This is a genomic window from Algoriella xinjiangensis (assembly GCF_900115015.1).
Taxonomy (GTDB): domain Bacteria; phylum Bacteroidota; class Bacteroidia; order Flavobacteriales; family Weeksellaceae; genus Empedobacter; species Empedobacter xinjiangensis.
In genome coordinates, this window is the sequence record NZ_FOUZ01000006.1 from 51,523 (window position 1) to 77,760 (window position 26,238).

General features: G+C 30.0%; 26 protein-coding genes. 17 read left to right on the top strand and 9 right to left on the bottom strand.

The window, feature by feature from the left end; translation table 11 throughout:
* Window positions 1-140: 140 nt before the first annotated feature.
* From cysD to BM072_RS06835, 3 genes are all read right to left on the bottom strand, one after another.
* Complete coding sequence (gene cysD, locus BM072_RS06820) at window positions 141-1,046, bottom strand: sulfate adenylyltransferase subunit CysD (protein ID WP_092907856.1); 906 nt, start codon at window positions 1,044-1,046, stop codon at window positions 141-143.
* Between the two features lie 12 nt (window positions 1,047-1,058).
* The gene (locus BM072_RS06825) at window positions 1,059-1,763 is read right to left on the bottom strand and encodes a phosphoadenylyl-sulfate reductase (protein ID WP_092907858.1); all 705 of its coding nucleotides are present in this window, start codon (window positions 1,761-1,763) and stop codon (window positions 1,059-1,061) included.
* A gap of 790 nt (window positions 1,764-2,553) precedes the next feature.
* Complete coding sequence (locus BM072_RS06835) at window positions 2,554-2,808, bottom strand: hypothetical protein (protein WP_092907862.1); 255 nt, start codon at window positions 2,806-2,808, stop codon at window positions 2,554-2,556.
* 118 nt (window positions 2,809-2,926) lie between these two features.
* Here BM072_RS06835 and ligA point away from each other — a divergent pair, with 118 nt between their 5' ends.
* Both ligA and BM072_RS06845 read left to right on the top strand, forming a co-directional pair.
* Window positions 2,927-4,921, top strand: coding sequence for an NAD-dependent DNA ligase LigA (ligA, locus tag BM072_RS06840; RefSeq protein ID WP_092907864.1), 1,995 nt, complete (start codon window positions 2,927-2,929; stop codon window positions 4,919-4,921).
* Window positions 4,921-5,478, top strand: coding sequence for a hypothetical protein (locus BM072_RS06845; protein ID WP_092907866.1), 558 nt, complete (start codon window positions 4,921-4,923; stop codon window positions 5,476-5,478). Before ligA ends, BM072_RS06845 begins: the two co-directional genes overlap by 1 nt.
* A 447-nt stretch (window positions 5,479-5,925) precedes the next feature.
* Here the strand turns inward: BM072_RS06845 and imm40 are convergent, their stop codons facing one another.
* Window positions 5,926-6,288, bottom strand: a complete 363-nt coding sequence (gene imm40, locus BM072_RS06850; protein ID WP_125113026.1) for an Imm40 family immunity protein — start codon at window positions 6,286-6,288, stop codon at window positions 5,926-5,928.
* Between the two features lie 251 nt (window positions 6,289-6,539).
* Window positions 6,540-7,073, bottom strand: coding sequence for a hypothetical protein (locus BM072_RS06855; RefSeq protein ID WP_125113025.1), 534 nt, complete (start codon window positions 7,071-7,073; stop codon window positions 6,540-6,542).
* A gap of 77 nt (window positions 7,074-7,150) precedes the next feature.
* Here BM072_RS06855 and BM072_RS06860 point away from each other — a divergent pair, with 77 nt between their 5' ends.
* From BM072_RS06860 to hemL, 3 genes are all read left to right on the top strand, one after another.
* Window positions 7,151-7,534, top strand: coding sequence for a VOC family protein (locus BM072_RS06860; RefSeq protein ID WP_092907872.1), 384 nt, complete (start codon window positions 7,151-7,153; stop codon window positions 7,532-7,534).
* Window positions 7,535-7,560: 26 nt separating this feature from the next.
* The gene (locus BM072_RS06865; RefSeq protein ID WP_125113024.1) at window positions 7,561-11,007 is read left to right on the top strand and encodes an ATP-dependent helicase; all 3,447 of its coding nucleotides are present in this window, start codon (window positions 7,561-7,563) and stop codon (window positions 11,005-11,007) included.
* A gap of 64 nt (window positions 11,008-11,071) precedes the next feature.
* Window positions 11,072-12,355, top strand: coding sequence for a glutamate-1-semialdehyde 2,1-aminomutase (gene hemL / locus BM072_RS06870; protein ID WP_092907876.1), 1,284 nt, complete (start codon window positions 11,072-11,074; stop codon window positions 12,353-12,355).
* 55 nt (window positions 12,356-12,410) lie between these two features.
* Here the strand turns inward: hemL and BM072_RS06875 are convergent, their stop codons facing one another.
* The gene (locus BM072_RS06875; protein WP_092907878.1) at window positions 12,411-12,725 is read right to left on the bottom strand and encodes a DUF4286 family protein; all 315 of its coding nucleotides are present in this window, start codon (window positions 12,723-12,725) and stop codon (window positions 12,411-12,413) included.
* 113 nt (window positions 12,726-12,838) lie between these two features.
* On the opposite strand from BM072_RS06875, the gene BM072_RS06880 reads away from it, so the two are divergent.
* Window positions 12,839-14,221, top strand: a complete 1,383-nt coding sequence (locus BM072_RS06880; RefSeq protein WP_092907880.1) for a dipeptidase — start codon at window positions 12,839-12,841, stop codon at window positions 14,219-14,221.
* Between the two features lie 113 nt (window positions 14,222-14,334).
* Window positions 14,335-15,486 carry an FAD-dependent monooxygenase gene (locus tag BM072_RS06885; protein WP_092907882.1) on the top strand — a complete coding sequence of 384 codons (1,152 nt, stop codon included), beginning with the start codon at window positions 14,335-14,337 and terminating at the stop codon, window positions 15,484-15,486.
* 57 nt (window positions 15,487-15,543) lie between these two features.
* On the opposite strand, the gene BM072_RS06890 is transcribed toward BM072_RS06885, so the two are convergent.
* Entirely contained in the window at window positions 15,544-15,846 is a 303-nt protein-coding gene (locus BM072_RS06890; RefSeq protein WP_092907884.1) for a hypothetical protein, read from the bottom strand.
* A gap of 197 nt (window positions 15,847-16,043) precedes the next feature.
* On the opposite strand from BM072_RS06890, the gene BM072_RS06895 reads away from it, so the two are divergent.
* From BM072_RS06895 to BM072_RS06905, 3 genes are all read left to right on the top strand, one after another.
* The gene (locus BM072_RS06895; protein WP_092907886.1) at window positions 16,044-16,883 is read left to right on the top strand and encodes an aldo/keto reductase; all 840 of its coding nucleotides are present in this window, start codon (window positions 16,044-16,046) and stop codon (window positions 16,881-16,883) included.
* Between the two features lie 124 nt (window positions 16,884-17,007).
* A complete protein-coding gene (locus tag BM072_RS06900) occupies window positions 17,008-18,102 on the top strand; it encodes a hypothetical protein (RefSeq protein ID WP_092907888.1) in 1,095 nt (364 codons plus the stop codon).
* A complete protein-coding gene (locus BM072_RS06905) occupies window positions 18,090-18,350 on the top strand; it encodes a hypothetical protein (RefSeq protein ID WP_092907890.1) in 261 nt (86 codons plus the stop codon). The genes BM072_RS06900 and BM072_RS06905 overlap by 13 nt, the downstream gene beginning before the upstream one ends.
* A gap of 33 nt (window positions 18,351-18,383) precedes the next feature.
* Here BM072_RS06905 and BM072_RS06910 read toward each other — a convergent pair whose 3' ends face one another.
* A complete protein-coding gene (locus BM072_RS06910; RefSeq protein ID WP_092907892.1) occupies window positions 18,384-18,776 on the bottom strand; it encodes a hypothetical protein in 393 nt (130 codons plus the stop codon).
* A gap of 90 nt (window positions 18,777-18,866) precedes the next feature.
* Here BM072_RS06910 and BM072_RS06915 point away from each other — a divergent pair, with 90 nt between their 5' ends.
* The 7 genes from BM072_RS06915 (at window position 18,867) to BM072_RS06945 (ending at window position 24,769) form a co-directional block, all read left to right on the top strand.
* The gene (locus BM072_RS06915) at window positions 18,867-19,400 is read left to right on the top strand and encodes a class I SAM-dependent methyltransferase (protein ID WP_092907894.1); all 534 of its coding nucleotides are present in this window, start codon (window positions 18,867-18,869) and stop codon (window positions 19,398-19,400) included.
* Window positions 19,360-20,247, top strand: a complete 888-nt coding sequence (locus BM072_RS06920; RefSeq protein ID WP_092907896.1) for a glycosyltransferase family 2 protein — start codon at window positions 19,360-19,362, stop codon at window positions 20,245-20,247. The genes BM072_RS06915 and BM072_RS06920 overlap by 41 nt, the downstream gene beginning before the upstream one ends.
* Before the next feature lie 3 nt (window positions 20,248-20,250).
* Window positions 20,251-21,015 (top strand): hypothetical protein, encoded by a 765-nt coding sequence (locus tag BM072_RS06925; protein ID WP_092907898.1) that lies wholly within the window; start codon window positions 20,251-20,253, stop codon window positions 21,013-21,015.
* 99 nt (window positions 21,016-21,114) lie between these two features.
* On the top strand, window positions 21,115-21,942 hold the full coding sequence (locus tag BM072_RS06930; RefSeq protein ID WP_245752070.1) for a hypothetical protein: 828 nt from the start codon (window positions 21,115-21,117) through the stop codon (window positions 21,940-21,942).
* A gap of 112 nt (window positions 21,943-22,054) precedes the next feature.
* A complete protein-coding gene (locus BM072_RS06935; RefSeq protein ID WP_092907900.1) occupies window positions 22,055-22,681 on the top strand; it encodes an HD domain-containing protein in 627 nt (208 codons plus the stop codon).
* A 30-nt stretch (window positions 22,682-22,711) separates the two neighbouring features.
* Window positions 22,712-24,394, top strand: a complete 1,683-nt coding sequence (locus BM072_RS06940; RefSeq protein ID WP_092907902.1) for an RluA family pseudouridine synthase — start codon at window positions 22,712-22,714, stop codon at window positions 24,392-24,394.
* A 21-nt stretch (window positions 24,395-24,415) separates the two neighbouring features.
* Complete coding sequence (locus tag BM072_RS06945; protein ID WP_092907904.1) at window positions 24,416-24,769, top strand: hypothetical protein; 354 nt, start codon at window positions 24,416-24,418, stop codon at window positions 24,767-24,769.
* A gap of 61 nt (window positions 24,770-24,830) precedes the next feature.
* Here BM072_RS06945 and BM072_RS06950 read toward each other — a convergent pair whose 3' ends face one another.
* Window positions 24,831-26,237, bottom strand: coding sequence for an efflux transporter outer membrane subunit (locus BM072_RS06950; protein WP_092907906.1), 1,407 nt, complete (start codon window positions 26,235-26,237; stop codon window positions 24,831-24,833).
* Window position 26,238 lies beyond the last annotated feature (1 nt).

The window sequence follows — 26,238 nt, forward strand, 5'->3', positions numbered from 1 at the left end:
GATTCTGAAACAAGTTCAGAATGACAAGACTATTTATATTGATAATTTTATTTAAAACAAGATTGTCAAGCTGAATTTAGTTCAGCTTCGTATCTAATAATATGCGATTCTGAAACAAGTTCAGAATGACTAATAATGTTTTAAAAGTAGCCTTGTTTTTTACGATCTTCCATAGCCGCTTCAGAAACTTGATCATCTAAACGAGTTTGTCCACGTTCAGAAACTCGAGTAGCAATAATCTCTTCAATAATTTCATCAATTGTTATAGCAGTTGAAGGCACAGCTGCAGTACACGTCATATCACCAACTGTACGATAACGAACAGTTTCAATTCCATAATCTTCGCCATCTTGTGGTTGTATAAATTGAGAAGTTGCAACTAAACGATCATTATATTGAATACATTCTCTTTCATGAGAAAAATACAACGAAGGCAATTCTATATTTTCTTGTTTAATATAATTCCAAATATCAAGTTCTGTCCAATTACTTAAAGGAAAAACACGAACATTATGTCCTTGATCGATGCGACCATTTAATATATTCCAAAGTTCTGGACGTTGTAGTTTTGGATCCCATTGGCCAAAATCATCACGAACAGAAAAAATACGTTCTTTTGCACGTGCTTTTTCTTCATCACGACGAGCGCCACCAATACAAGCATCAAACTGATTTTCTTCAATCACATCTAAAAGTGCATACGTTTGCAAAGCATTACGAGAAGGAAATCGTCCGCCCGTTTCTTTTAAATTATATTTTGTAATCGCATCCTCTACAGAAGCAACAATAAGTTTTTCTCCTATTTGATTTGCAACATAATCTCTAAATTCTATCGCTTCCGGAAAATTATGCCCAGTATCCACATGTACAAGCGGAAAAGGAAATTTACCAGGACGAAAAGCTTTAAGTGCCAAATGAACTAAAACGATAGAATCTTTACCTCCAGAAAAAAGTAATGCAGGACGCTCAAATTGAGCCGCAGTTTCTCTAAAAATATAAATTGCTTCGTTTTCTAATTGTTTTAAATAACTATTTTGAGTAGACATAAACGTATTAAATTATTTTGCGTGTAAACCACATTCTTTTTTATTCTCATCTTCCCACCACCAACGGCCAGCGCGAAAATCTTCTCCATCAGCAATTGCTCGCGTACAAGGCGCACAACCAATGCTTATAAAACCTTTATCATGCAAAGGATTATAAGGCACACGATTTTCTTTTAGATAATTAAAACAATCTTCTGTCGTAAAATCAATCAAAGGATTAAATTTAAAAAGTTGTTTTTCTTCATCAAATTCAATTTCGTGCATATCATGACGATTGTTTGATTGTTCGGCACGCAAACCAGTAATCCAAATCGATGCAGTTTGCAAAGCGCGATTTAACGGAATTACTTTTCGGATATAACAACATTGTTTGCGCAAGTCTACAGAATCATAAAAAGGATTAATTCCATTTGCTTCTATAAAATTTTCTAATTCTGTTGTCGGAGGATAATATGGTTTAATTTTCGTTTGATATTTAAGTTCGGTTTTATTCCAAGTTGTATAAGTTTCTTGAAAAACACGACCCGTATCTAACGTAAAAATTTCTATATTTTGTAGTTTTTGATTAAGAATAGCATGCGAGATAACTTGATCTTCAAATCCAAAACTTGTCGAAAAAACAATTTTTTCTTTTGTATTATTATTCAAAAACTTTAGTTTTTCTTCTAATGTTTTTTGTTGAATAACTTGTTCTAAAATTTGTTTGAGTTGATTCATTTCAATAATTAAATATAATCTCTATGGTTTAAATAGAGATTTAATTTTGAGCAAATCTATTAATTCGAAATTTAATGACAAAACTATTTCTCTACTTTATTTATAGAGAATCATGTTATATATAAATTCAAGTAAATTTTGATGGTTAAAAATGATATTAATTGAAGTAAATAATTATCATTTATCTAATCATGTTCGAGGATAGATTATGATATTCGTAAAAGTGATTAAAAAAGCAAGGAAATTGGCTGTTTTAAGAGATTTTAAAACATCAAATCAAGAAAACAACAATAGAATTAAGCTTAGTTTTAATTATTTATTAAATACTTAATAAATAATTACGAATTATCAAATCCCACTCGAGACTAAATTATCATATTCGCAAAATAAAAAGTCAAACTATATAGTTTGACTTTTTATGTAATTTCTTTTATAAAGGTAAATTATTTGAAAAATTGATGATAAAAACCATAGCCAATAACCAAATAATGGAAGATGATATTCTTTAATCATTAGAATATCTAGCTCAAATAAATGATTAATTCCGTAAAATGACATTAATACTGCCGTTAAATAAGCGGTGTATAAACTGAATTTCTTTTTATAAAATATCCACGAAACAAGTAACGTGAAATTTCCTAACCAACAGAAAAAATCTAAATAAGGAAATGTATACCAGCCTACGCTTAAATAAACGTAACCTAAATATTCATCAGGTTTATCGAAAATAAAATGTACTGGTAAAACTAAACTGATTAAAAATGAGACAATGCTCAAAAAAAATAAAATTTTATTTCTCAATTTCTCCTTCTATTTTTTCTATTTGTTTTTCAAGCTTACGTTTTTCTTTTTTTAATTTTCCTTCTGGGCTAAACATTGCATAAGCCAATAAACCTAATCCGATTCCTACTAATGCACCAATTTTTTGGTTTTTTTCTATAGCTTTAGAAACTGCAATTCCTGCTGCTGCTCCGGTTGTTACAATAGAAACTGTATTTTCAAATCCTTTCGATTTAGTATCGAGTACTTCTATTAAATTATTCATGGTTCTAAGTTTTCTTAATTAATGCAATAAATATTCCTAAATATAACGACTTCGATTTTATTTTAAAAATTGTGCGATTTAAATCTAGTGTTTATCTTTGCTCAGTAACATTTCGACTATGGAAATTCAAGATAAAATTATTGCTTTAAGAGAAGAATTAAATCAACATAATTATAATTACTACGTTTTAGATAATCCGACGATTTCTGATTTCGAATTTGACTTGAAATTGAAAGAATTAAAACGATTAGAAGACGAAAATCCTATATTTTTTGACATCAACTCTCCTACTCAACGAGTTGGTGGAATGGTGACTAAAAATTTCCCGACAATTGCGCACGAATTTAGAATGTATTCTTTAGACAATTCATATTCGGTTGAGGATTTACAAGATTGGGAAAAACGAATTGAAAAAGCATTAGGCGAAAAAATAGAATTTGTTTGCGAACTAAAATATGATGGTGCATCAATTTCTATTTTATATGAAAATGGCGAATTAACGCAAGCTGTGACGCGTGGTGACGGAACACAAGGTGACGAAATCACAAATAATATCAGAACAATACAATCTGTTCCTTTAAAATTGAAAGGTAATTATCCCGAACGTTTTTATATGCGCGGCGAAATTACAATTCCTTTAGATAAATTTGCAGCGATTAATGAAGAACGCGCAAATAATGGGTTAGAATTGTATGCAAATCCTAGAAATACAGCTTCTGGATCATTAAAATTACAAGATAATTCTGAAGTTGCAAAACGTGGTTTACAATGTTTTCCGTATTATTTTATCGGAAACAATTTACCTTATGCTACACAATGGGAAATGCTACAAGCGGCTGATGAATTAGGTTTTAAGATTCCAAATACATCAAAACTATGTCAATCTTTAGAAGAAGTTTTAGAATTTGTAAACTATTGGGATGTAGAACGTAAAAATTTGCCTTACGAAACAGACGGAATTGTAATCAAAGTAAATTCGTTTACACAACAAGATGAATTAGGTTATACAGCAAAATCGCCGCGTTGGGCAATGGCCTATAAATTTAAAGCCGAAGCTGCCGAAACCGAATTATTAAGCATCGATTATCAAGTTGGTAGAACGGGTGCAATTACGCCAGTGGCTAATTTGGCGCCAGTTTCTTTGGCAGGTACTATCGTAAAACGTGCGTCTGTACACAATGAAGATATTATCAAAAAATTGGATATTCGAATTGGTGATATGGTTTATGTAGAAAAAGGTGGCGAAATTATTCCGAAAATTGTTGGTGTAAATATAGATGTTCGTCAACCCGAAACACAAGAAATTGAGTTTATTAAAAACTGTCCTTCTTGTCGAACCGAATTGATTCGTAAAGAAGGCGAAGTACAACATTATTGCCCAAATGAAGATGGTTGCGAACCTCAAATTATTGGTAAACTTGAGCATTTTATCTCTCGAAAAGCGATGGACATTGATAGTATTGGCGGAGAAACTGCAGCTTTACTATTTCAAGCTGGTTTGGTAAATAATGTTGCTGATTTTTATACATTAAAAAAAGAAGATATTTTGCCTTTGGAAAGAATGGCGGAAAAATCTGCTCAAAATATTATTAATTCGGTTGAGAAATCAAAAGAACAACCATTTGAAAAAGTACTTTATGCAATCGGAATTCGTCATGTTGGCGAAACTGTGGCAAAAAAATTAGTAAAACATTTTCAAACGATTGATCGGTTAATAAATGCGACAACAGAAGAATTAGTTTCGGTGGATGATGTAGGCGAAAAAATAGCGGTATCAATTCAAGATTATTTTAAAGAAGAACATCATCAATTAATTATTCAACGATTAAGAGAATATGGTTTAAACTTTGAAATTGGCGACGAAGCTAAACCTTTATCAGATTCTTTAGAAGGTAAAACTTTTCTATTTACAGGATCTTTAACCAAATTTACACGTACAGAAGCTCAAAAAATGGTGGAAGATCATGGTGGAAAAAATATTTCCGCAGTATCTAAAAACTTAAATTATTTGATTGCAGGCGACAAAGCAGGTAGCAAATTGAAAAAAGCAGAAGAAATAGGAACTGTTGTTGTATTGACAGAAGATGAATTTTTAACAATGATAAACGGATAATGGAATCAGGATTAATAGCAGTTGTAATTTTCGGAATCGTAATATTACTCTTAATTCCATTTATTTATTATGGATTAAAAATGGCAGGTTATAATAAATTAGCAATTATTATTTGCTCAATTATGTTTCTAATCATTATGATACCAATGGTAAAATATGGTTACAGAAGCCAAATGTACAGTAATCAAGACGCGGTAAATGATTTGCACAAAGCAGGTATTGGATTTAAAAATCCGATTCGTATTGTGTCAAATGACATTAACGGAATTAAAAATATGAAACAAAAAACCGTTTTGATTATTGATACAGCTGATGTAAACCGAATTATCAATAAAATAGAAGAAGATTCAAAGTATCAAATTTCGATGAAACTACTAGATTTGAAAGACGAACTTGGTTCGAATGCGCGTCAAAAAGTAATAAGAAATTATCGTTTTAAGGACAATTATATGCTCGAAACGTATGGCAAAATTGATGAATATACCATTCAATATACCGAACTGAAATTGAGAAAAAATATAGATACTGTTTTCTTTAAAAAAGAAGAAGTTTATTAACTAAAAAGCCATCAAATTGATGGTTTTTTTTTATTTTAAAGTATTTACAAAAATCTATTACAGTTTGAATTTCATTGTTTTTCAAGTGAATCCAAAAAAGAGAAGTAACGAATTAGTAACGGTTCTTATTACATTGTTTTTCAATCTATTTCCGATAACTCTAATGCGAATATACAAAAATTAGGATTTAGTTTATACTTTAATGAAATTTTGAAACCATAAAACATGCCCCAAAAAGTGTTTAACTTTTGAGGCATATTAATAAAGATTTAATCCATCATTGGGTGATGTTATTTAATAGTTAATATACTGTGTGTGTTCCTTACGGATTGCTAACACATCTAACAGATTACCTGTCCACTATTGAGCAAAGTTATTTTATGATTAATTGATTGTTTATGTGTGAGTTGTAATAAAATAACACGCCTGGAACAGTACCAAACATTACTAATCAGTAATAAATACTATAAGACATTTTTTATTTAACTGCTCCGAAATAATTTTAGCATTAATAATAGCTTCTTTAGCAACATTAAGACTCCTTTTTAAATAGTTTTCGTTATTTTCATTTTTTAATTTATCACAATACCAGTTTAGGTATTGAAATTCATCTCCCCAAAGTTGATAAGCGTAAATAAGTGAACCATTTCGTTCTGAAAGAATATCGCCTCCTAGTATTAATATTTTATCATATTTTGCTAATTCTAATGCTTGCAAAGCATCATTAACATTTAGTGCAATTTCTTCACTTCCAGGATTAATTTCAGAGATAGGTTTTCCGTTATTTACTACAAAATTATAAAAATTAATTTATTATTAATTTATTTTAAATATCTTCATAAATAGTGATTTTTCTCTGAAACAAAATTGATATACTCAGTCTTATCATTTATATTATTACTCTTAATTAGTATTGTTTTACAAATTTACCTCATCAATTTAGGCTTATATAAAAGTTTAACAACTTACATTTTATCACCATTTGTTCTGATAATTTTGACTTTTCTTGTTAATCTTTTTATCCCTAAAAATAGTTTACATAAAAAAGTATTTAAAAAAAGTTAATTAGCTAATTTCAAAATAGCATTAAATTCATCAAGATTTTTTTTTTGTTCTTCTTGTAAAACTTGATTATTTAATGGTTTTTTCTGATTTAAATTACTTACTAAATCAACTAATTTATTTTGATTAAAATAATATCTTTTTAACGCAATTTTTGATTTAGATTCATCAAAGCCTTCCCAATACAAAGGCAAATTATAGGTTTCATCTTTTTCGTATAAAAATGATAATTGACCATTTATTAAATAATATTCGGCCAAATATTGTCCAGATTCACCAAACTTTCTAACCAAAATCTTTTCTAAATTTTCATCTAAATAATAAAAATTAATGTAACCACCTTCTGTAGAATCATCTGTTTCAACTTTTGTTATTTTTGTCCAAGATTTTATCGAATTTAGACGATTAAAATTCGCTTTTATTGGTTTCAATATTTCTTGTAAATTTTTAGACGATTTAATATCCTGTTTCTTTTCTTGAGAAAACAAAATCGTAGAAAACATCACCATTATAACTAAAAATAGATTTTTCATAGTTTGAAAATATCATTAAAAATAATTGATTCTGAATAGATTTAATTCATTATTTTTAGTGAAATTACAAATTTATCATGGAATTTAGAGTTGCTCGTCATACAAATCAATTAGATGAAATTAGGAGATTTTATACAACTATTTTTGAATTTGAAATATTAGGCGAATTCAAAAATCACAACAATTATGATGGAGTTTTCATAGGAAAACCACATTTTGATTGGCATTTAGAATTTACAACGTCAAATGATGAAGCAAATCATCATTTTGATGAAGACGATTGTTTGGTTTTTTATCCTCAAAATCAACAAGAATATGATACAATTATAGAAAATCTGGAGAAATTTCAGTTAAAACCAATAAAAGCTAAAAATCCATATTGGAACGAAAATGGAATTACAATTCTTGATCCCGATGGTTTTCATATCATCATTTCTCCTTTGAAAATTACTAATATATAATGTAATTTTACACAAAATTGATCGCCGTGCAAGCAGAAGAAACTGGGAATTTATATTTGAATGAAGTTTTACAAATTCAACAAGCCACAAAACCAATTAATTCCAAATATCTGGATTTAAGACGTTTGGTAGAAAATATTGCATTTGAAATTACAAAAAATGAAGCTTTACAGTTTTCCAATTTCTTTTCAAAGCTTTCATTTATCTGCAATCAATACCATGTTTCAACTAAAATACATTCGTTTCGTAAAACTACACAACGTATTTTAACAGAAAAATACGAGCCGACAGAACACGAATATTATACACATTATAAATATGTTGCAGAATTTATAGCTTCTATTTACGAAGTTTTAATTCCGGCAGAAATTATTTATTATTTTCCTGAAAAAGAATATTACACCAATCGTTTTATTCCTCGAAATCGAATCAAAAAACTAAGAGTTCAAGTAATTGAAGTGAAACGAGATTGTTTGATTTGCGATCACGAAGACAATGAAACCGAAGAATATATTACAATTCAAATTGATGAAGATGGTGTAAACGAATTGTTTAAATCGGTGAATGATTTTTGGGTTGGTGCGCAACTTAATTTGGTTAATACTACTGTTGACGAAGAAGGAATTTATCATCCACGTTTTATTATTTTAGAACCCGATTATTTGGTTGATATTTCTGCAATTGCCGAATGTTTTCAGGATTATGGAACGTCTGAATTGCATTATATTCAGAAAAAATTTGATGAAGCGCCAAACAGCAAACATATTCGTTTAGGAAATTTTGCAAATGCGGTTGTTGATCATTTTTGTACAGAGAATATCGAAACAACTGATTTTAATGAAATTTTCAAGAACGATTTCAAAAATTATCCGTTAGAATATACGAGTTGCAAAGATTTGATTAATCCGCAAGATTTAAAAGATTATTATCTCGAAGCAAAAGGTCATTTTGATCGAATTCAGAAAGTTTTAGTTGCTGATTTCGAAAAATATGATATTTCGTTGGACAGAGCTTTGATAGAACCTTCTTTTTTGTGCGAACAATATGGTATTCAAGGTCGTTTGGATCTTTTAGATTTAAATTCGGATGGTAAAAATAAAATCATCGAGTTAAAATCTGGTGGCGCGCCTTTTCCTGATGATGGCAAAAGTGTAAAACCAAATCATGCGACGCAATTGTTTTTATATTATCAGATAATTGGTGTGTTGTATAATTTAGAGTTTAAAGACGTTACAAAAAATACAGATGGTTATATTTTTTATTCAAAAGTTTACCAAGGAAATCTACGTTTTGATGTTCCGACTTTAAATCGGGTTCAACGTATTTTTGATTTACGAAATCGTATCATTATCAATGAAAATAGATTAGCAAATCACGATTTAAAAGAAATAGAATCAATTATTTATTCAATTAAACCGGATAATTTTATTACTCGAAAAATAAAACCTCGTTTCAGAGAAATATTAGAAGAACAAATTGAGAAATTTCTTTATCCAATTCGTACAAGTACAGCTTTAGAAAAGGCTTACTTCTACTCTTTTTCTAATTTTATTGCGAAAGAACAATACATGGCAAAATTGGGTTTAGGGCAATCGACATCCAATAATGGATTGGCGAGTTTGTGGCTAAATTCTTTCAAAGAAAAAAACAATAATTTCGAGATTATTTATGATTTAGAAATTGTAGAAAATAATATTTCTGAACAAAAAAGAGAGATTAAATTGAAACGTACAAATCCCGAAAATGACTTTATTTCTATCCGAGAAGGCGATATTTGCGTACTTTATCCAAGAAATAAAAACGAAGATTCTGTTTTAACTAATCAGGTTTTTAAATGTACAATCAAAAGTATTTCGCGAGAATATATTGTGTTGCGTTTTCGTTTTCAGCAACCAAATACACGTTTTTTTGATTCGTTCGATAAATCTGGAAAATGGGCTTTAGAACGTGATTTTATGGATTCGTCATTTGTTTCGATGTACAGAAATTTATACGGTTTTATGAAAGCGCCAAAAGCTAAAAAAGAATTATTATTAACTCAAATTCAACCAAAAAGCAGATTAAATTCAACTTATTTTAATCAAAATCTTTCGGAAGAACAAAATAGAATTCTTAACAAAGCACTTTCTGCCAACGATTATTTTTTATTAAATGGACCTCCAGGAACTGGAAAAACATCTATAATTATAAAAGAATTGGTCAAAGAAATTTATGAAAATCAGACTTCTAATATTCTTTTATTGGCGTATACAAATCGTGCGGTTGATGAATTGTGCGAATCTATAAATACAGCAATAAATGACCAAATTCAACAAAAATTTATACGAATTGGTAACGAATTATCGACTTCGTCCGAATTTCATCAGAATTTATTGAATACGATTATTCAACAAAAAGATGCTGAATTAGAATCAAAAAAAGAAAAATTTTCTCGAAAAACAATTCAAGAAATTATTCATAATCAACGCATATTTGTTTCGACAGTTGCTTCAATTTCAAGTAAAAGTGATATTCTTTCGTTAAAAAAGTTTGATACAATTATTATAGATGAAGCTTCTCAGATTTTAGAACCTCAAATTATAGGGATTTTGCCAAAAGCCGAGCGTTTTATTATGATTGGTGATCATAAACAATTACCTGCTATTGTATTACAAAATCCTGAATTGGCGAAAACAAATAATCCTTTGTTAGAAGAAATTGGTTTGATGAATCGTAAAAACTCAATTTTTGAACGATTATACGAATATTGTGAACGCAATAAACTTGATAATGCATACGATCAATTAACGTATCAAGGTCGTATGCACGCAGAGATTGCAGATTTTCCGAATCAACATTTTTATGATGGAAAACTGAATGTTGCTTATGATATTCCAAACTTGAATGAAGAAATTAAACAAAGTTTAAATCGCCAACGAGCTGAATTAAATTTTACTGAATTTGATGTAACAAATGAACTTCAGAATTTTATTGTAAATCATCGTTTTGCGTATATTAATGTCGAAGAAAATCCATATTTACCTTCAACTAATATTCAAGAAGCAGATTGGATTGTCAATTTTGTAAAAGAAATTATAACTTTATATCAACTCAATAATAAACCATTTGATCCGAAAAAAACAATTGGAATTATTGCGCCTTTTCGAAATCAAATTGCATTAATTAAGCAAAAATTAGAGTTAGCAAATATTCCGAATTATGAGCAAATTACAGTTGATACGGTTGAGCGTTATCAAGGCAGTCAGCGCGATATTATCTTGTATAGTTTTGCGGTTACCTATTCTTCTCAGCTAAATTCGCTTGTTAATATGAATGATGAAGGAAATGTTGACCGAAAACTAAATGTTGCTTTGACACGTGCAAAAGAGCAATTGTTTTTGATTGGAAATCAAACGATTTTAAAGGAAAATAAAATTATCAAAACATTAATTGACTATTTAGCTCAAAAATCTGAACATAAACTGACAATCTAACCAAAATCAGTTCATTTTTCGTTTATAATTCAGTAAATTTGTGCATCTTTTTTTTATAAAAATTATGTTGTATCAAAGAAGCAGCGCATTATTTAAAGACGCGCAAGAATATATTCCTGGAGGTGTAAACTCACCTGTTCGTGCATTCAAATCTGTAGGCGGAACACCAATTTTCATTAAAAAAGCCGAAGGCGCTTATATTTATGATGAAGATGGACGTGCTTATGTTGATTACATAAACTCTTGGGGACCAATGATTGTTGGACACACACATCCAGAAGTTTTGAGCGCGACTGTAGAACAAATGAAAAACGGTTTTTCTTTTGGTACACCAACTGAATTAGAAACAGAAATTGCAAAATTAATTACATCTGTTGTACCAAATATCGACATGGTTCGTATGGTAAATTCTGGTACAGAAGCTTGTATGTCTGCAATTCGTTTGGCTAGAGGTTATACAAATCGTGATAAAATTGTAAAATTTGAAGGTTGTTACCACGGTCATTCAGATTCTTTTTTGATAAAAGCAGGTTCTGGTGCTGCGACATTTGGTAATCCAAATTCGCCAGGTGTAACACAAGGAACTGCGAAAGATACGTTATTGGCAGAGTACAATAATTTGGATGAAGTAAAAGCTTTATTCGAAAATAATAAAGACCAAATTGCGGCAATTATTGTAGAACCAATTGCAGGAAACATGGGATGTATTCTTCCAGAAAAAGGTTTCTTAGAAGGTTTAAGACAAATTTGTGATGAAAACGGTGCTTTATTAATTTTTGATGAAGTTATGACTGGTTTTCGCCAAGCAATGGGTGGATCACAAGAACGTTTAAACATCAAAGCTGATATTGTAACTTTTGGAAAAGTAATTGGTGGTGGTTTTCCGGTTGGTGCATTTGCTGCGCGTCGCGAAATAATGAATCACCTTGCTCCTCTTGGTCCTGTTTATCAAGCGGGTACTTTGTCTGGAAACCCAATTGCAATGCGTGCTGGTATTACAACTTTGAACATTATTAATAACGATCGTGAATTATTTACGCGTATTGATAAAGCTACTGAAACGTTGGATGTAGAGATTTCTAAAATCTTAGCAGAAAAAGGAATTGCAAATAAAATTAATCGTTTAGGATCGATGATGTCATTGTTTTTTACAAAACAAGATGAAATCAATAATTTTACGGCTGTTACAAAATGTAATCACGATAGTTTCAATAAATTTTTCCATCATTTATTAGCCAATGGAGTTTATTTAGCGCCTTCTGGTTACGAAACATGGTTTATTTCTGATGCAATTAAAGATACCGAAATTAATAAAACATTAGATGCTGTTCGTTCATTCGAAATCTAATTGTTAAAACATAAATTCATAAAAAATGCAGTAGAAATCTACTGCATTTTTTTATTTAATTATAATCGCTAATATGCTCCATTTCACTCATAAAAGTCAAAACTTTTGTTGCATATTTTTGAAGTGATTTTTGTTGTATATCTGTTAAAAAATTATTTTTAAATTGATCTAACGTTAATTCGTCATTACAAAATAATTGCAACGAATATGAGATAAATCCTGGTTCTGAATGTGACGTTATTTTTCCTAATCGCGCACCTAAAAAACAATTTGATTTTAAATAATCATTTATATGTTCTTCTTTTAACCACAAAAACCAATCATCATGTACAGCTTCTTCCACAATAAAAGTGGTATTGAATAAAATCATTCTTTTAAATTTTGTGCAAAGATACAAAGGTTTTGCAATTATATTTTTTTAAGAAAAAATTACTCAACTAAAGATTTATGCTTAAATTTACCTATTAGTCATAACAAACAAAGATGAACAATACGCAAAAATTTATACAAGAAAATAAACAACGTTTTCTTGATGAATTAATCGAATTATTAAAAATTCCATCAATTAGTGCTGATCCAGCCTACACGCAAGACGTAAATGATGCTGCTGATTTAGTTGCAAAATATTTAAAAGAAGCTGGTGCTGACAATGTAGAAGTATGCGAAACAGAAGGTTTTCCAGTTATCTACGGAGAAAAAATCATCGATCCATCAAAACCAACAGTTTTAGTTTATGGACATTATGATGTACAACCTGCTGATCCATTAGAATTATGGGAATCTGGACCATTTGAACCAGTTATCAAGAAAACAGAAATTCACCCAGAAGGTGCAATTTTTGCGCGTGGTTCTGCAGATGATAAAGGTCAAATGTACATGCATGTAAAGGCATTTGAAGCTTTAAATAAAGCAAATGAATTGCCTTGTAATGTAAAATTTATGATAGAAGGTGAAGAAGAAATTGGTTCTCCTTCATTAGTAAATTTTGTAAAAGACAATAAAGAGAAATTAAAAAACGATGTTATTTTAATTTCTGACACTTCTATGATTTCTAACGAACAACCTTCAATATCAGTTGGTTTACGTGGTTTATCTTATGTAGAGGTTGAAGTAAAAGGAGCTAATCGCGATATGCATTCTGGTGTTTATGGTGGTGCAGTTCCAAATCCAATTAATGTATTAGCTACAATGATTGGTAAATTAATTGACGAAAAAGGACACATTACAATTCCTGGATTTTATGATACAGTTTTAGAGTTAACAGAAGACGAAAGAGCTGATATGGCTAAAATTCCTTTCGATTTAGATGCTTACAAAAAATCAATCGGAATTGCAGATATTCAAGGAGAAGATGGTTTCTCTACAATTGAAAGAGCCTCTATTCGTCCAACTTTAGATGTAAACGGAATTTGGGGTGGATATCTTGGTGAAGGTGCAAAAACAGTTATTCCTTCTCATGCTTATGCAAAAATCTCGATGCGTTTAGTTCCAGGTCAAGATCCTGATGTTGTGACAAAACAATTTGAAGATTATTTTCCAACATTAGCGCCATCATCTGTAGAAGTAAAAGTAAAACCACATCACGGTGGTAAACCTTACATTTTACCTACAAACCACAAAGGTTTTATTGCTGCGAAAAAAGCATTGGCAGAAACTTTTGAAAAAGAAGCATTGGCAGAAAGAGCTGGAGGATCTATTCCTATTGTTGCATTATTTGAAGAAGAATTAGGAACAAAATCTGTTTTAATGGGATTCGGATTAAACTCTGACGTTATCCACTCACCTAACGAACATTATGGATTATTCAATTTCTACAAAGGAATCGAAACTATTCCATATTTCTACAAATATTTTAACGAACTATAATTCATTAAAAATATAATATCTAAAAGCGAGTTTATTTAAACTCGCTTTTATTTTATCAATTTATGACAGAATGACTATTTTTGTCATCCAAATACAAGTTTAGAAATAGACGAATGAGTAAAAAATTCTTAATTGCAGGAGCCGGAATTGCAGGTTTAACTTTAGCAAAAGCCTTGCAAGATTTAAATTATGAATACGAAATATTTGAAGCTTCGGCTGATGTTCGTGGTATTGGAGCGGGTTTTGGCTTAGCTTCTAATGCAATGAAAGCTTTTGAAATATTAGATTTAGCCGAAGAAGTAATTCCGCTTGGACATATGCTCGAGGATTTTGAAATACAAGATTGGCAAGAAAAAACAATTTTAAAAGCAGATACCGAAAAATTAAGAAAAAGTTATAATACCGAGAATTTTGCGATACATCGCGCAGATTTACATCGGTTTTTAATTTCTAAAATTGACGCTTCAAAAATTCATACATCTAAAAAAGTTCGTTTGTTTGAGCAAAGTTTTGAAAAAGTAATTCTACATTTTGAGGACGGAACTTCTACTGAAGGAGATTATTTAATTGCTTCGGATGGAATAAATTCTGCTATTCGTCAACAATTACTTAAACAAGCCACACCTCGTTATGCAGGTTATGTGTGTTGGCGCGCAATTGTAGAAGATAAAACTTTTGATTCTAAAAAAAGTATCGAAACTTGGGGTCCAAATGGTCGATTTGGTTTAACACCTTTAATTAACAATCAAATTTATTGGTATGCCTGTGTTAATGCGCCACTCAATTCAGATATTTACAATTATACGTTAAACGATATTAAAAATCAGTTTAAAGATTATTCTGGTCAAATACGTTCTACTTTACAAAAAACAGATCCAAATAATGTGATTACAACACCTGTTATGGATATAAAACCGATTAGTAATTATGCGTTTAATCGTGTATTGCTTATAGGTGATGCAGCGCATGCAACAACGCCAAATATGGGTCAAGGCGCTTGTATGGCTGTAGAAGATGTTTGCGTTTTATATGATGAATTAACAAAAAAAGACACGGATATTTTATTGGCTTTTGAGCATTATAATCTACGTCGATTAAAACGTACGCATTATATTATCGACACTTCTCGTTTGGCAGGAAAAGTAGCGCAAATTGATAATAAATTTTTGATTGGAATTAGAAATTTTGCATTCAGAAATTTACCAAATTCAATTATGCAAAGTCCTTTAGATGATTTATTAGAAGAAGATTTTATGAAACTTTAAACTTCTTTATTCAACTTATATAAAACAAAAAATCAACTTATTACTAAGTTGATTTTTTTATTTTAGAATAACACTGTCTTCTAATTCTTTTTTCGAAACTTGGAAATGATTTTCAAATTCATTTTCAAAAGATTCTAAATCTAAGGTAATTTCCCAATCTCCAAATTCATTTTGAAAAAGTGTTTTTAAATGTTCTTTCAAATCATTTAATTTTTGTTTAATCAATTCGTTATTTTCAATATCAATTGATTTTTTATCTTCTAATTGTACCGTTTGATTGATTTTTTTAAGAATTAATGCATTCACAAATTCTTCGTGCACATTCATAAAATCCTCTATTGTACCAGTATACTGCGTCATTTATTATAATTTTTCCTGTAATCGGAAATAAATATAAAGCAAATTTTATAACTACAAATCATTTTTGACAATCTATCAATCACTTTTAACAGAAGATTTAACGAATTCTTAGTACTAATTTTTTTAAAGAATGAACTAAATTTGAAAGAAGCTTACAGTTTTAGGTAAGAAATTAGAATCAATTAATATTGAATAAGATGAAAAATTTCACACTATCAAATCAAGTAGAAATTCCTGCAATTGGATTTGGAACTTGGTTATTAGAAGGAGAAAAAGTTACAGAACCTTTAAAAATAGCTTTAGCTAAAGGTTATACACATATCGATACAGCTGCAATTTATCAGAATGAAAAAGAAATTGGTCATGTTTTAAAAACGGCTAATATTGATCGTGAAAAATTATTTATTACCTCAAAATGTTGGAATTCTGAACGTGGATACGAAAAAGCTTTAGCTGCTTTTGACCAAACTTTGGCAGATTTACAACTAGATTATATTGATTTATATTTAATACATTGGCCAGCAAATGAAACTCAATTTCCAGAAAATTGGGAAGAATTAAACGCTGAAACTTGGCGCGCTTTTGAGGAAATTTACAAATCAGGAAAAGCAAAATCCATTGGAGTTAGTAATTTTAACATCAATCATTTAGAAGCTTTATCTAAAAGTGTTACTATAAGTCCAATGATCAATCAAATTGAGTTTCATCCAGGACATTCTCAACCAGAATTAGTAGAATATTGTAAACAAAATAATTTGTTAATTGAAGCGTGGAGTCCACTTGGATCTGGACGAATTTTAGAAAATGAATTAATCATTTCTTTGGCAAAAAAATACGACGTTTCTGTAGGACAAATTTGTATTAATTATTGTTTAGCGAAAGAAATTTTACCATTGCCTCGCTCCTCTTCAGAAAAAAATATTGAAGCTAATTTACATTCGGCTGATTTCGAATTGAGTAAAGAAGATATCAAAGCGATTGACGAAATGCCTGCTGATGGTTTTTCTGGATTAAATCCTTCAACAGTTGAATTTTAAATAGTTACTAAATTCATTCAAAAATAAATAATTAAAACCTCTGTTTTGCAGAGGTTTTTTCATTTTAATTCTTTAAAAATTCAATACTTTTACTTTTTAAAAATCGAACGAAAAAATAAACAATATGAACCATTCAACTGAAAATCCATTCAAAACCTATTTTGACCAAACATTAGACAGATGTGGTTTTGATGAAGATTTTAAAGCTGGAATTCTATTTTTTTTAGGAGAAAGTTGTATCAGTGCAAATACCAATCAATTGATGAATATGTTTACAGAAGAACAGAAAATTCATCAAGAATTTCATCGATTAATTACTTTGTATGCCGTTTCTACAAACGATTATAATCCATACGAAGAATTAGATACAACGCCAATTAAGCAATTAATATATACTTATAATCAGATTTATGTAAATGAAATTCGTCAAAAAGGTTTCAATTTTGATCAAGTAATTAAAGCGGACTTAAAAACAGATTTGCTTGAAGATTTTGTACAAGAATTTAACGGAAAAGAGTATAAATTAATTACTTCTCACCAACTAAATACTTCTTTTTTTAGACGAATTGGCGCATATTTAAATCAATTTGAATTAAGTCTCCAAGATATTTATTTGGCTGGAGTTAATTATTATCAAAAGAATCAAAAAGCAGATTTTGAAGGCACAAATCTTCTAAATCTTAATATAATTGATAGTTTTTCGCCGTTGTATATGACATTGTTTCATTATCCGTTACTTTTTACGTATTACCCTAATAATCTGAATGCGAATCATTTATTTAGCTCTATTTTACAATTCCTTTATTTACATACCAATACCGATATTGCGAAACATATACATGCGTTTCATCAACATGTTTTTTACGAAGCAAATCCGCGTAGAGTTCGTACTGGTTGGGAGTTTGAGACAAAAGAACGTGGAGTTTTAATTTCTCAAACTTTGCATAATGCACTAAATATTCGTCAATCTCCTTTATTTAAAACTCGTCCAGATTTTTTGAATTCGGATAAATATTTAATGAATGAATTAAAAGATCAATCAATTTCTTTGGATGCATTTAAAACATTGATGACAAAAACAATTGAAGAATATTACGAAACAAATATTGATGAAGTGGTGAATGGAAAATTAAATCATGCTGAATTTTTACAACTTTTAGCGATTATTTTCTACGAAACTGCTGCAAATAGTATGATAATTAAGGAATGGACAAAATAAATAAGGAAAACAAAATTAAATTAGAAGATCATTTTGGTGCTGAATTATTAGATCGTTTGCCTTTTGATAAGATTTCTTTTTACGAATCAAGTAATTCGTGGGAAGGTCAAATTGAGTATAATTTGAATTTAAAATCGGGCGAATTAACGTATAATACTATAGAAGATACAACGCATCAACTCGAAATTTCTGATGAAATGATGCAACGCATCGAAAGTGAAATTATTTTGATGTTAGAAAATTTATAAGATTTAAAGAGAATTGATTCGTTGATTCTCTTTTTATTTAGCTTTTTCTTTTGCGGTAAATAAATGCGAAATAACCTCTAAACGATCTTTATCAAAAAGTGATAAATCATTGAGATAAAAAGGCGTAAAATGAAAAGAAGCCATATCTATAATTCCAAATTCTTTGGTATTTGGTTCAAAAACAACAAAACCTTTGCGCGTATATGGTTTGGTTAAAACTTTGTACAAAACAATATCATTTGTATAAAGACGGCGATTTCGTCTATCCAAAATTTCTACGCCAACATCTATCGTATCAAACTGTAAAGGATTTTTATGCCACGTAAATTCATTGTAACCTTTAAAAAAAGTTACACCATTTACTTCTTTCGCATATCCTTCCACTTTTTTTTCGTTTCTTAAACGATAATGTTTCACCAAATTCATTTGACAAATTTGCAATAAAAATTTTTAAAATAGAAATCCTCGATATTAAAATATGATGATTAAATTTACCATTCGAAAACGACTATAAAAATGTACAAAGTATATCCACAAAAAAGATACAACGAGACTTTAGCGCTACTAAATAAATTTGCAAAACCTACAGATAAAATTCTTGATTTAGGTGTAAAAAACCCGTTTACTGATGTTATGTTAGAGAATGGTTTTGATGTAAAAAACACCAACGGCGACGATTTAGATTATCATTATAACGATTTACAAAATTATGATGCTAACTTTGTAACAGCTTTAGAAATTTTAGAACACTTGGTTAATCCAATGGAAGTTTTAAGAAATTTACCAGGCGACAAATTATTGGCCTCAATACCAATGCGTTTGTGGTTTTCATCAGCATATCGCAATCAAAATGATCCGCGCGATGTACATTATCACGAATTTGAAGATTGGCAATTTGATATGTTAATGGAAAAAGCTGGTTGGGAAGTTATTCATCGTCACAAATGGACGCATCCTACAAATAAATTAGGAATTAGACCTTTATTAAGAAGTATTACACCAAGATATTATGCTGTCTACGCAGAACGAAAAAAAGACTTTGTTTACTAAATATTCAATTGTTATACCCGCACATAACGAAGAAGATTTTATTACCGTTACCCTAAATGCAATTATAAACCAGACGGTTTTACCGCATGAAGTGATTGTTGTTAACGATCATTCTACCGATAAAACGCAACAAATTGTGGAAGAATTTTCGGCAAAATATTCTTTTATTAAACTTCGAAATATTCTTTCGAAAAGTGAACATCAACCCGGAAGTAAAGTTGTACAAGCTTTTTTAAAAGGATACGAAATCATTGATCCTAATTATGATATCATCGTAAAACTGGATGCCGACTTAGATATTCCGTTCAATTATTTCGAAACTATTTTGCATCATTTTAACCAAGATTCGCAAATTGCAATGGTTGGTGGTTTTGCTTATATCGAGAAAGATGGAAAATGGATTTTAGAAAGTTTAACAGATAAAGACCATATTAGAGGCGCTTTTAAAGCGTATCGAAAAAATTGTTACGAAAAAATTGGTGGTCTTCGTCCGCACATGGGTTGGGATACCGTTGATGAATTGTTGTGCAAATATTATGGTTGGAAAGTTGTAACAGACGAATCATTGCAGATTAAGCATTTAAAACCGACTGGTGCGAGTTACAATAAATCGGCGTTGTATAAACAAGGTTCGGCTTATTATGCGCTTGGTTATGGATTTTGGATAACTTTAATTGCTGGCACAAAATTAGCTTTACGTAAAAAGAAACCATCGTATATTTTGTATTATTTGAAAGGTTTTTTTGAAGCTTCAAGTAATAATACGCCAAAAATGGTGAATAAAGACCAAGAAAAATTTGTTCGAAATTATCGTTGGTCAAAAATAAAACAAAAAGTAAAAGGTTAATTTATGCGCACTTGGTTAACGTACATTTTTCTATTCTCTACCCTAATTAGCTTTGCTCAAAATAAACTGATAACTGGTTCGGTTTTAATTGACGAAGGAAACGATTATGTTTCGACAACTGCTGGTATTCGTGTAGAAAATTTACGTTCGGAAGCACGTACATTTACCACTCCTTCAGGTTATTATTCGATTCAAGCCAATGTTGGTGATACAATTTCATTTGAAGCTGATTTTCTAGTTCCAAGAAAAATTGTCATCAATCAAGCTATTTACACCAAAGGTTATTTACAAGCACATTTAAATATTGAAACGATAGAACTTGGTACCGCTGTAGTCGGAAATAATAAATTTGGACAAAAATTAGGTTACGATTCTAAAACAGATTTGTACGACAAAATGGGTTTAGATCAGCGTTTGCGAGATTTAGAACCCAGACGAGATTTGGCAAAATTTAAACCAATGGATGTTTTAAATCCAGTTCGATTAATTGGTCATATCAATGGTTTTTACCGCGATCAACGTAAAATTAGAAATTACGAAACCAAAGCATCTTTAATACAAGAGCTGAAACATTATTATCCACTTGATTATTTTACGGATGATTTACATCTACCCGAATATAAAATTGAAGAATTTTTGTATTATGTTAGCGATCGATATCCGCTAAAAGAAAAGGTTATTAATCGCCAATTTGAGCTTATTCAGATTGAATTGGGAGCTTTTGCTAAACAATATTTAGAGGAATTGAATCAATCCAAAATACAATAATTCTTAATAGAATTCTAAATTTAAGCCAATAAACGTTAACATATTCGTCGATATTTTTTTAAGACTTATATTCGTACAAGAAATTAATACATCACACAATTGAAACCATTTTTAACATTCACTATTTTATTATTCGCACAGTTCATTTTTGCACAGGAAAAATGGGTTCAAGGAAATATTATTATTGATGATTCCGAAGAAAACGCCGAAGGTGTTTATGTGACAAATACGCGCACAAACCACACGACGATTACTAATTTTGCTGGAATATTTTTTATTCAAGCAAAAGAAAATGACACCCTAAAAATGCAATCGGATTGGTACGAAAATAGATCAATTATTTTGAAACCTAATCTATACAAAAAACCAGTAATTGTGGTACATTTAGCTGTTCAAACTATTCAATTAAATACTGCTTTTATTGGTCCAAAATTAACTGGAATTCTAGAAAAAGATGTGAAAAATGGTCGTAAAGTTGATGTAATTACCAAACTTTACAAAGATTTGGGTGTTAATCCTGATCTAAAACCTATAAAAGATACTTCTGCTCTTAGCGCAGGTTTTTTAAGCGGAGATATTACATTGACGCGTTTGGATATTGGACGAATTTTTGACGTCGTTTCGGGTAAAGCTAAACAACGAAAGGCGCTTATAGATTACGAAACGAAGTACGATAAAATAACGAAAATTAAGAACTATTTTGGTGAAAATTATTTTACAAATGATTTGAAAATACCTTCGTTCAAAATCCGAGATTTTATTGATAATGCGTTAACAAATACAGGAAATAACATACAGTTAAATGATGTAAATTATTTCAAACTATTGCAAATATTAAGTTCGTATAGTAAAATTTATTTGGAGTTTTTATATGGCGAAAAGCCTAATACAACCAAAGTTCAGGTGAGGGATACAATAGATGATTAAAAAGATTTATTAATATAAAAAGCTACTCAATACGAGTAGCTTTTTATATTTTAATGAGATAACCAACTTAAATTTAATCTCAATCAGAAATATTTTAAATTACTTTTGTTAAATGGAAACAGCTGATCTAAAAGATTTTTTTATAAAAAACTTAAACCAATTTTCAGAAAATGAAACGCTTAATGACATGTATTGGCGCGAGATTAATTGGTTCTATGATCACAAAAATTTGCATTATCATACTTTACAACACATTAGTGATATGTTGATTGAGTTGCTAAATGTAAAGGTTTTTATAAAAGATTGGAATGCTGTTGTATTTGCTCTTTTTTACCACGATTGTGTTTACAATACTGCTAATTTTGATAATGAAGAACAAAGTGCTAAAATTGCTTATCAACGATTATCGGAGATTAATGTTCCGCAAGAAATACTTTCTAAAGTCAACGAATTAATTTTGGCAACAAAATATCATCGTAAAAATCAAGATCAAGATATTAATTATTTTATAGATGCTGATCTCTCTATTTTAGGACAATCTACGGCGAAATATTCTGTTTATTCTGAAAATATAAGAAAAGAATATGAACAATTTCCTACCGAAATTTATAATCCTAGTCGAAAAAATGTGCTTAAAAAATTTATCACTCAAGAGAAAATTTATATAACCGATCATTTTAATTATTTGTACGAACAACAAGCTAGAGAAAATTTAGATTTCGAAATTAATCAGTTATAATGTAACTTTGCTGAGAATTTATATTTTACAATGTCCAATTACTTTCAGTATTTCAAACAATCTATTTCAGCATTCGAGATTCCAACAAAATTTGATTATCCATTTTATTATCAACCTCATGCAATCGCAAAATTAGCGTGCAAAGAGGTACAAGATTATTTAGAAAATCAGACCGATTTTACCCATAATTTTGGATTAGACAAAACCGAATTGTCGCTTACTATTGGTAAAATGTTTGGTGTTTTGGTAGTTAAAAATCAAGCAAATGAAATTGGTTATTTGGCCGCTGTTTCGGGTAAATTGGCAAATACAAATCAGCACAAAATATTTGTTCCTCCAGTTTTTGATATGCTAAATAAAAACGGTTTTTTCTTAGAACAAGAAGAACGTTTAAATGAAATAAATCGACTTCTTGAGCAATTAGAAAACAACCCAAATCTACATCAATTACGTTCTAATTATACTGCATTTGAGATTGAAGAAAAGTCTAAAATTGAGGCTGGAAAACAACTTCTAAAAACAAATAAAAAGGAACGAAAAACACAACGCGATACAATTATTCCTACATTAAATGAACAAGAAACTGCAATTTTTGAAAATGATTTAATTAAACAAAGTTTACGAGATAAGCACGAATTTAGACAACTAAATAAAGAATTAGAAACTGAACGAAATAAACTTCAGGAAGAAATTTTTGTTTTTGACGAAGAAATAAATCAGCTAAAAGAAGAACGAAAATTAAAATCTAATTCACTTCAAAATCAATTATTTGACCAATATCAATTCATTAATAAGTTTAAGCAAGAAAAAGGTTTACGAGATATATTTGAACAAACTTCTTTTCAACAACCTCCTGCAGCTGCTGGCGAATGTGCGGCTCCAAAATTATTGCAATATGCTTTTCAAGAAAATTTAGAACCAATTTGTATGGCCGAATTTTGGTGGGGAGATTCTCCAAAATCTGAAGTCAGAAAACATCAACATTTTTATCCAGCTTGTACGGGAAAATGTGAACCAATTTTGGGACATATGTTACAAGGAATTGAGCTTGATGATAATCTTTTGCTTCAACAAAATTCGAATGTAGATCAACTAGAAATTATCTACCAAGATGATGATATTTTGGTTGTAAATAAACCCGAAGAATTTCTTTCTGTTCCTGGAATTGAGATTACAGATTCTGTTTATATTCGTATTAAAAAACAATTTCCGAATGCAACTGGACCGTTAATTGTACATCGTTTGGATATGTCAACTTCGGGAATTTTGGTTTTGGCTTTAAACAAAGAAAGTCATAAAACTATACAACAGCAATTTATAAAACGTAAAGTTAAAAAACGTTACATCGCACTATTAGACGGTAATGTAGAAAATGATAACGGAACAATTGATTTGCCTTTGCGTGTAGATTTAGACGATCGTCCGCGACAAATGGTTTGTTATGAACATGGTAAAAATGCAAAAACAGATTATCAAGTAATAAAACGTAAAGATGGTAAAACCTTGATTTATTTTTATCCAATAACTGGTCGTACACATCAATTAAGAATGCATGCTTCGCATCATTTAGGTTTAAATATCGCAATTGTTGGTGATGATTTGTATGGTACAAAAGCCAATCGTTTGCATTTACATGCCGAATATTTAGAATTTATACATCCTACAACAAAAGAATTGATGAAATTTCAGGTCGAACCAAATTTTAATCTATAATTTTGTAAGATAATATAGACAATGGAAGAAAAAGAATTAACAATAAGAGATGTTATTTACCGTGATATGGATACGCTAATCATGGCTAAATTACAAAATGGTGGAAATATTTCGATTGATGATTTAATTGACATTTCATCTTATTTAGCAGCAAGTTTATTTAGAACGCGTTGGCAACAAAAAGGAGAATTGAGCAAAGAAGAAGTAAATGTTGTTTTGGGAAATATTGGTGATTTTTGCCACGAACATTTTGGTGAATATTTTTCTCAGAATGATTTTGATAAGATTGCAAAAATCTCTCAATTATTGCTTCAAAAACCTACATTTGATGACGAATCCAAAGAATATTTTGAAAATATCTTAAAAACAGAATAATCTTATACATAAAAAAAGCTTCAGATAAATCTGAAGCTTTAATTCAATTAGATAAATAAGTTTATTGCCATCCTCCTCCAACAGCACGGTATAATTCTACCATCGAAGTTAAAGATGTTAATTTTGCATCAACTACATTCAATTCAGCATTCAAACCACTATCTCTAGCCGTAATTACTTCTAAGTAATTTGCCATACCATAATTTAATAACTCTTCAGAATAAGTTATTGCTTGGCTGTATAATTGATATTCTTTTTGTTTGTATTCAGTCTTTTTAACCGATGCATCGTAGTTATACAAAGCATCAGAAACTTCTTTACTTGCATTCAAAATTTTACTTTTATAGTTAATCAAAGCATTTTCTTGATTAGCCAAAGCAACTTCTTTTTGTGTACGAATTGCACGTTTGTTAAGAATTGGTTGAGCAATTCCGCCAACTAACGTCGCAAATAAAGATTGTGCACTAAATAATTTATCAATGTCAATTCCTTGTACTCCTCCAGTTGCAGAAATTGTTAACGACGGATAAAAATTAGCCGTTGCAACATTTACATTCTCAAAAGAGTTTATCAAACCAAATTCTGCTGCTTTGATATCTGGGCGATTTTCTAATAATTGCGCCGGAACACCAACAGTTAAATTTGTATTCGCTTTTTGAGAAGCTAAATTTGTACGATTGATTGATTGTGGATTTGTCCCTAATAAAACACTTAAAACGTTTTCGTTTAATTTGATTCCGTTTTCTACATCAACTAACAATGATTTCACATTGTATAATTGTGCTTCTGTTTGGTTAACTGCAACTTCGGTTACGCTACCAGCATCTTTTAATGCTTTTGTCGTTTCTAAACTTTGTTCGCGGTTAATTAATGTTTTATCTAAAATACGTTTTTGCTCGTCTAACGCTAATAATGCGTAGTACGAGTTTGCTATAGACGCAACAATTTGTGTTTTTACAGCTTTGTGCGCTTCTATAGTTTGTAAATAAGTTGCTGCACTTGCGCGTTGATTACTTCTAATCTTTCCCCAAATGTCAGCTTCCCAACTTAATGATCCTGATACTTCGTATTGGCTTTGTCCTCTTTTTTGCATCATAGCACCAAATTGAGTATTAAGCGAATTTTCTGTAAATGTATATTTAGGACCAACAGTTAATGTAGGTAAATAACCCGATTTACCTTGTTTGGCATACGCCTCGGCAACTGCAATATTTTGCAGTGCCGAACGAATGTCCAAGTTATTTTGTAATCCTTGATTAATTAAAGCTTGTAATTGTGTATCTGTAAAAATTTGTTTCCAAGATACAGTTGCTACACTTGCGCTATCTTTCGAAATAACATCTGTTCTAAAATTTGCCTCATTTACAACAGCTTCAGGACGTTTATAGTCTTTTGCCACGAAACAAGATTGAACAGCGAACAATCCAGCCGCAACTAAAGTAATGTTTAAAATTCTGTACTTTTTCATG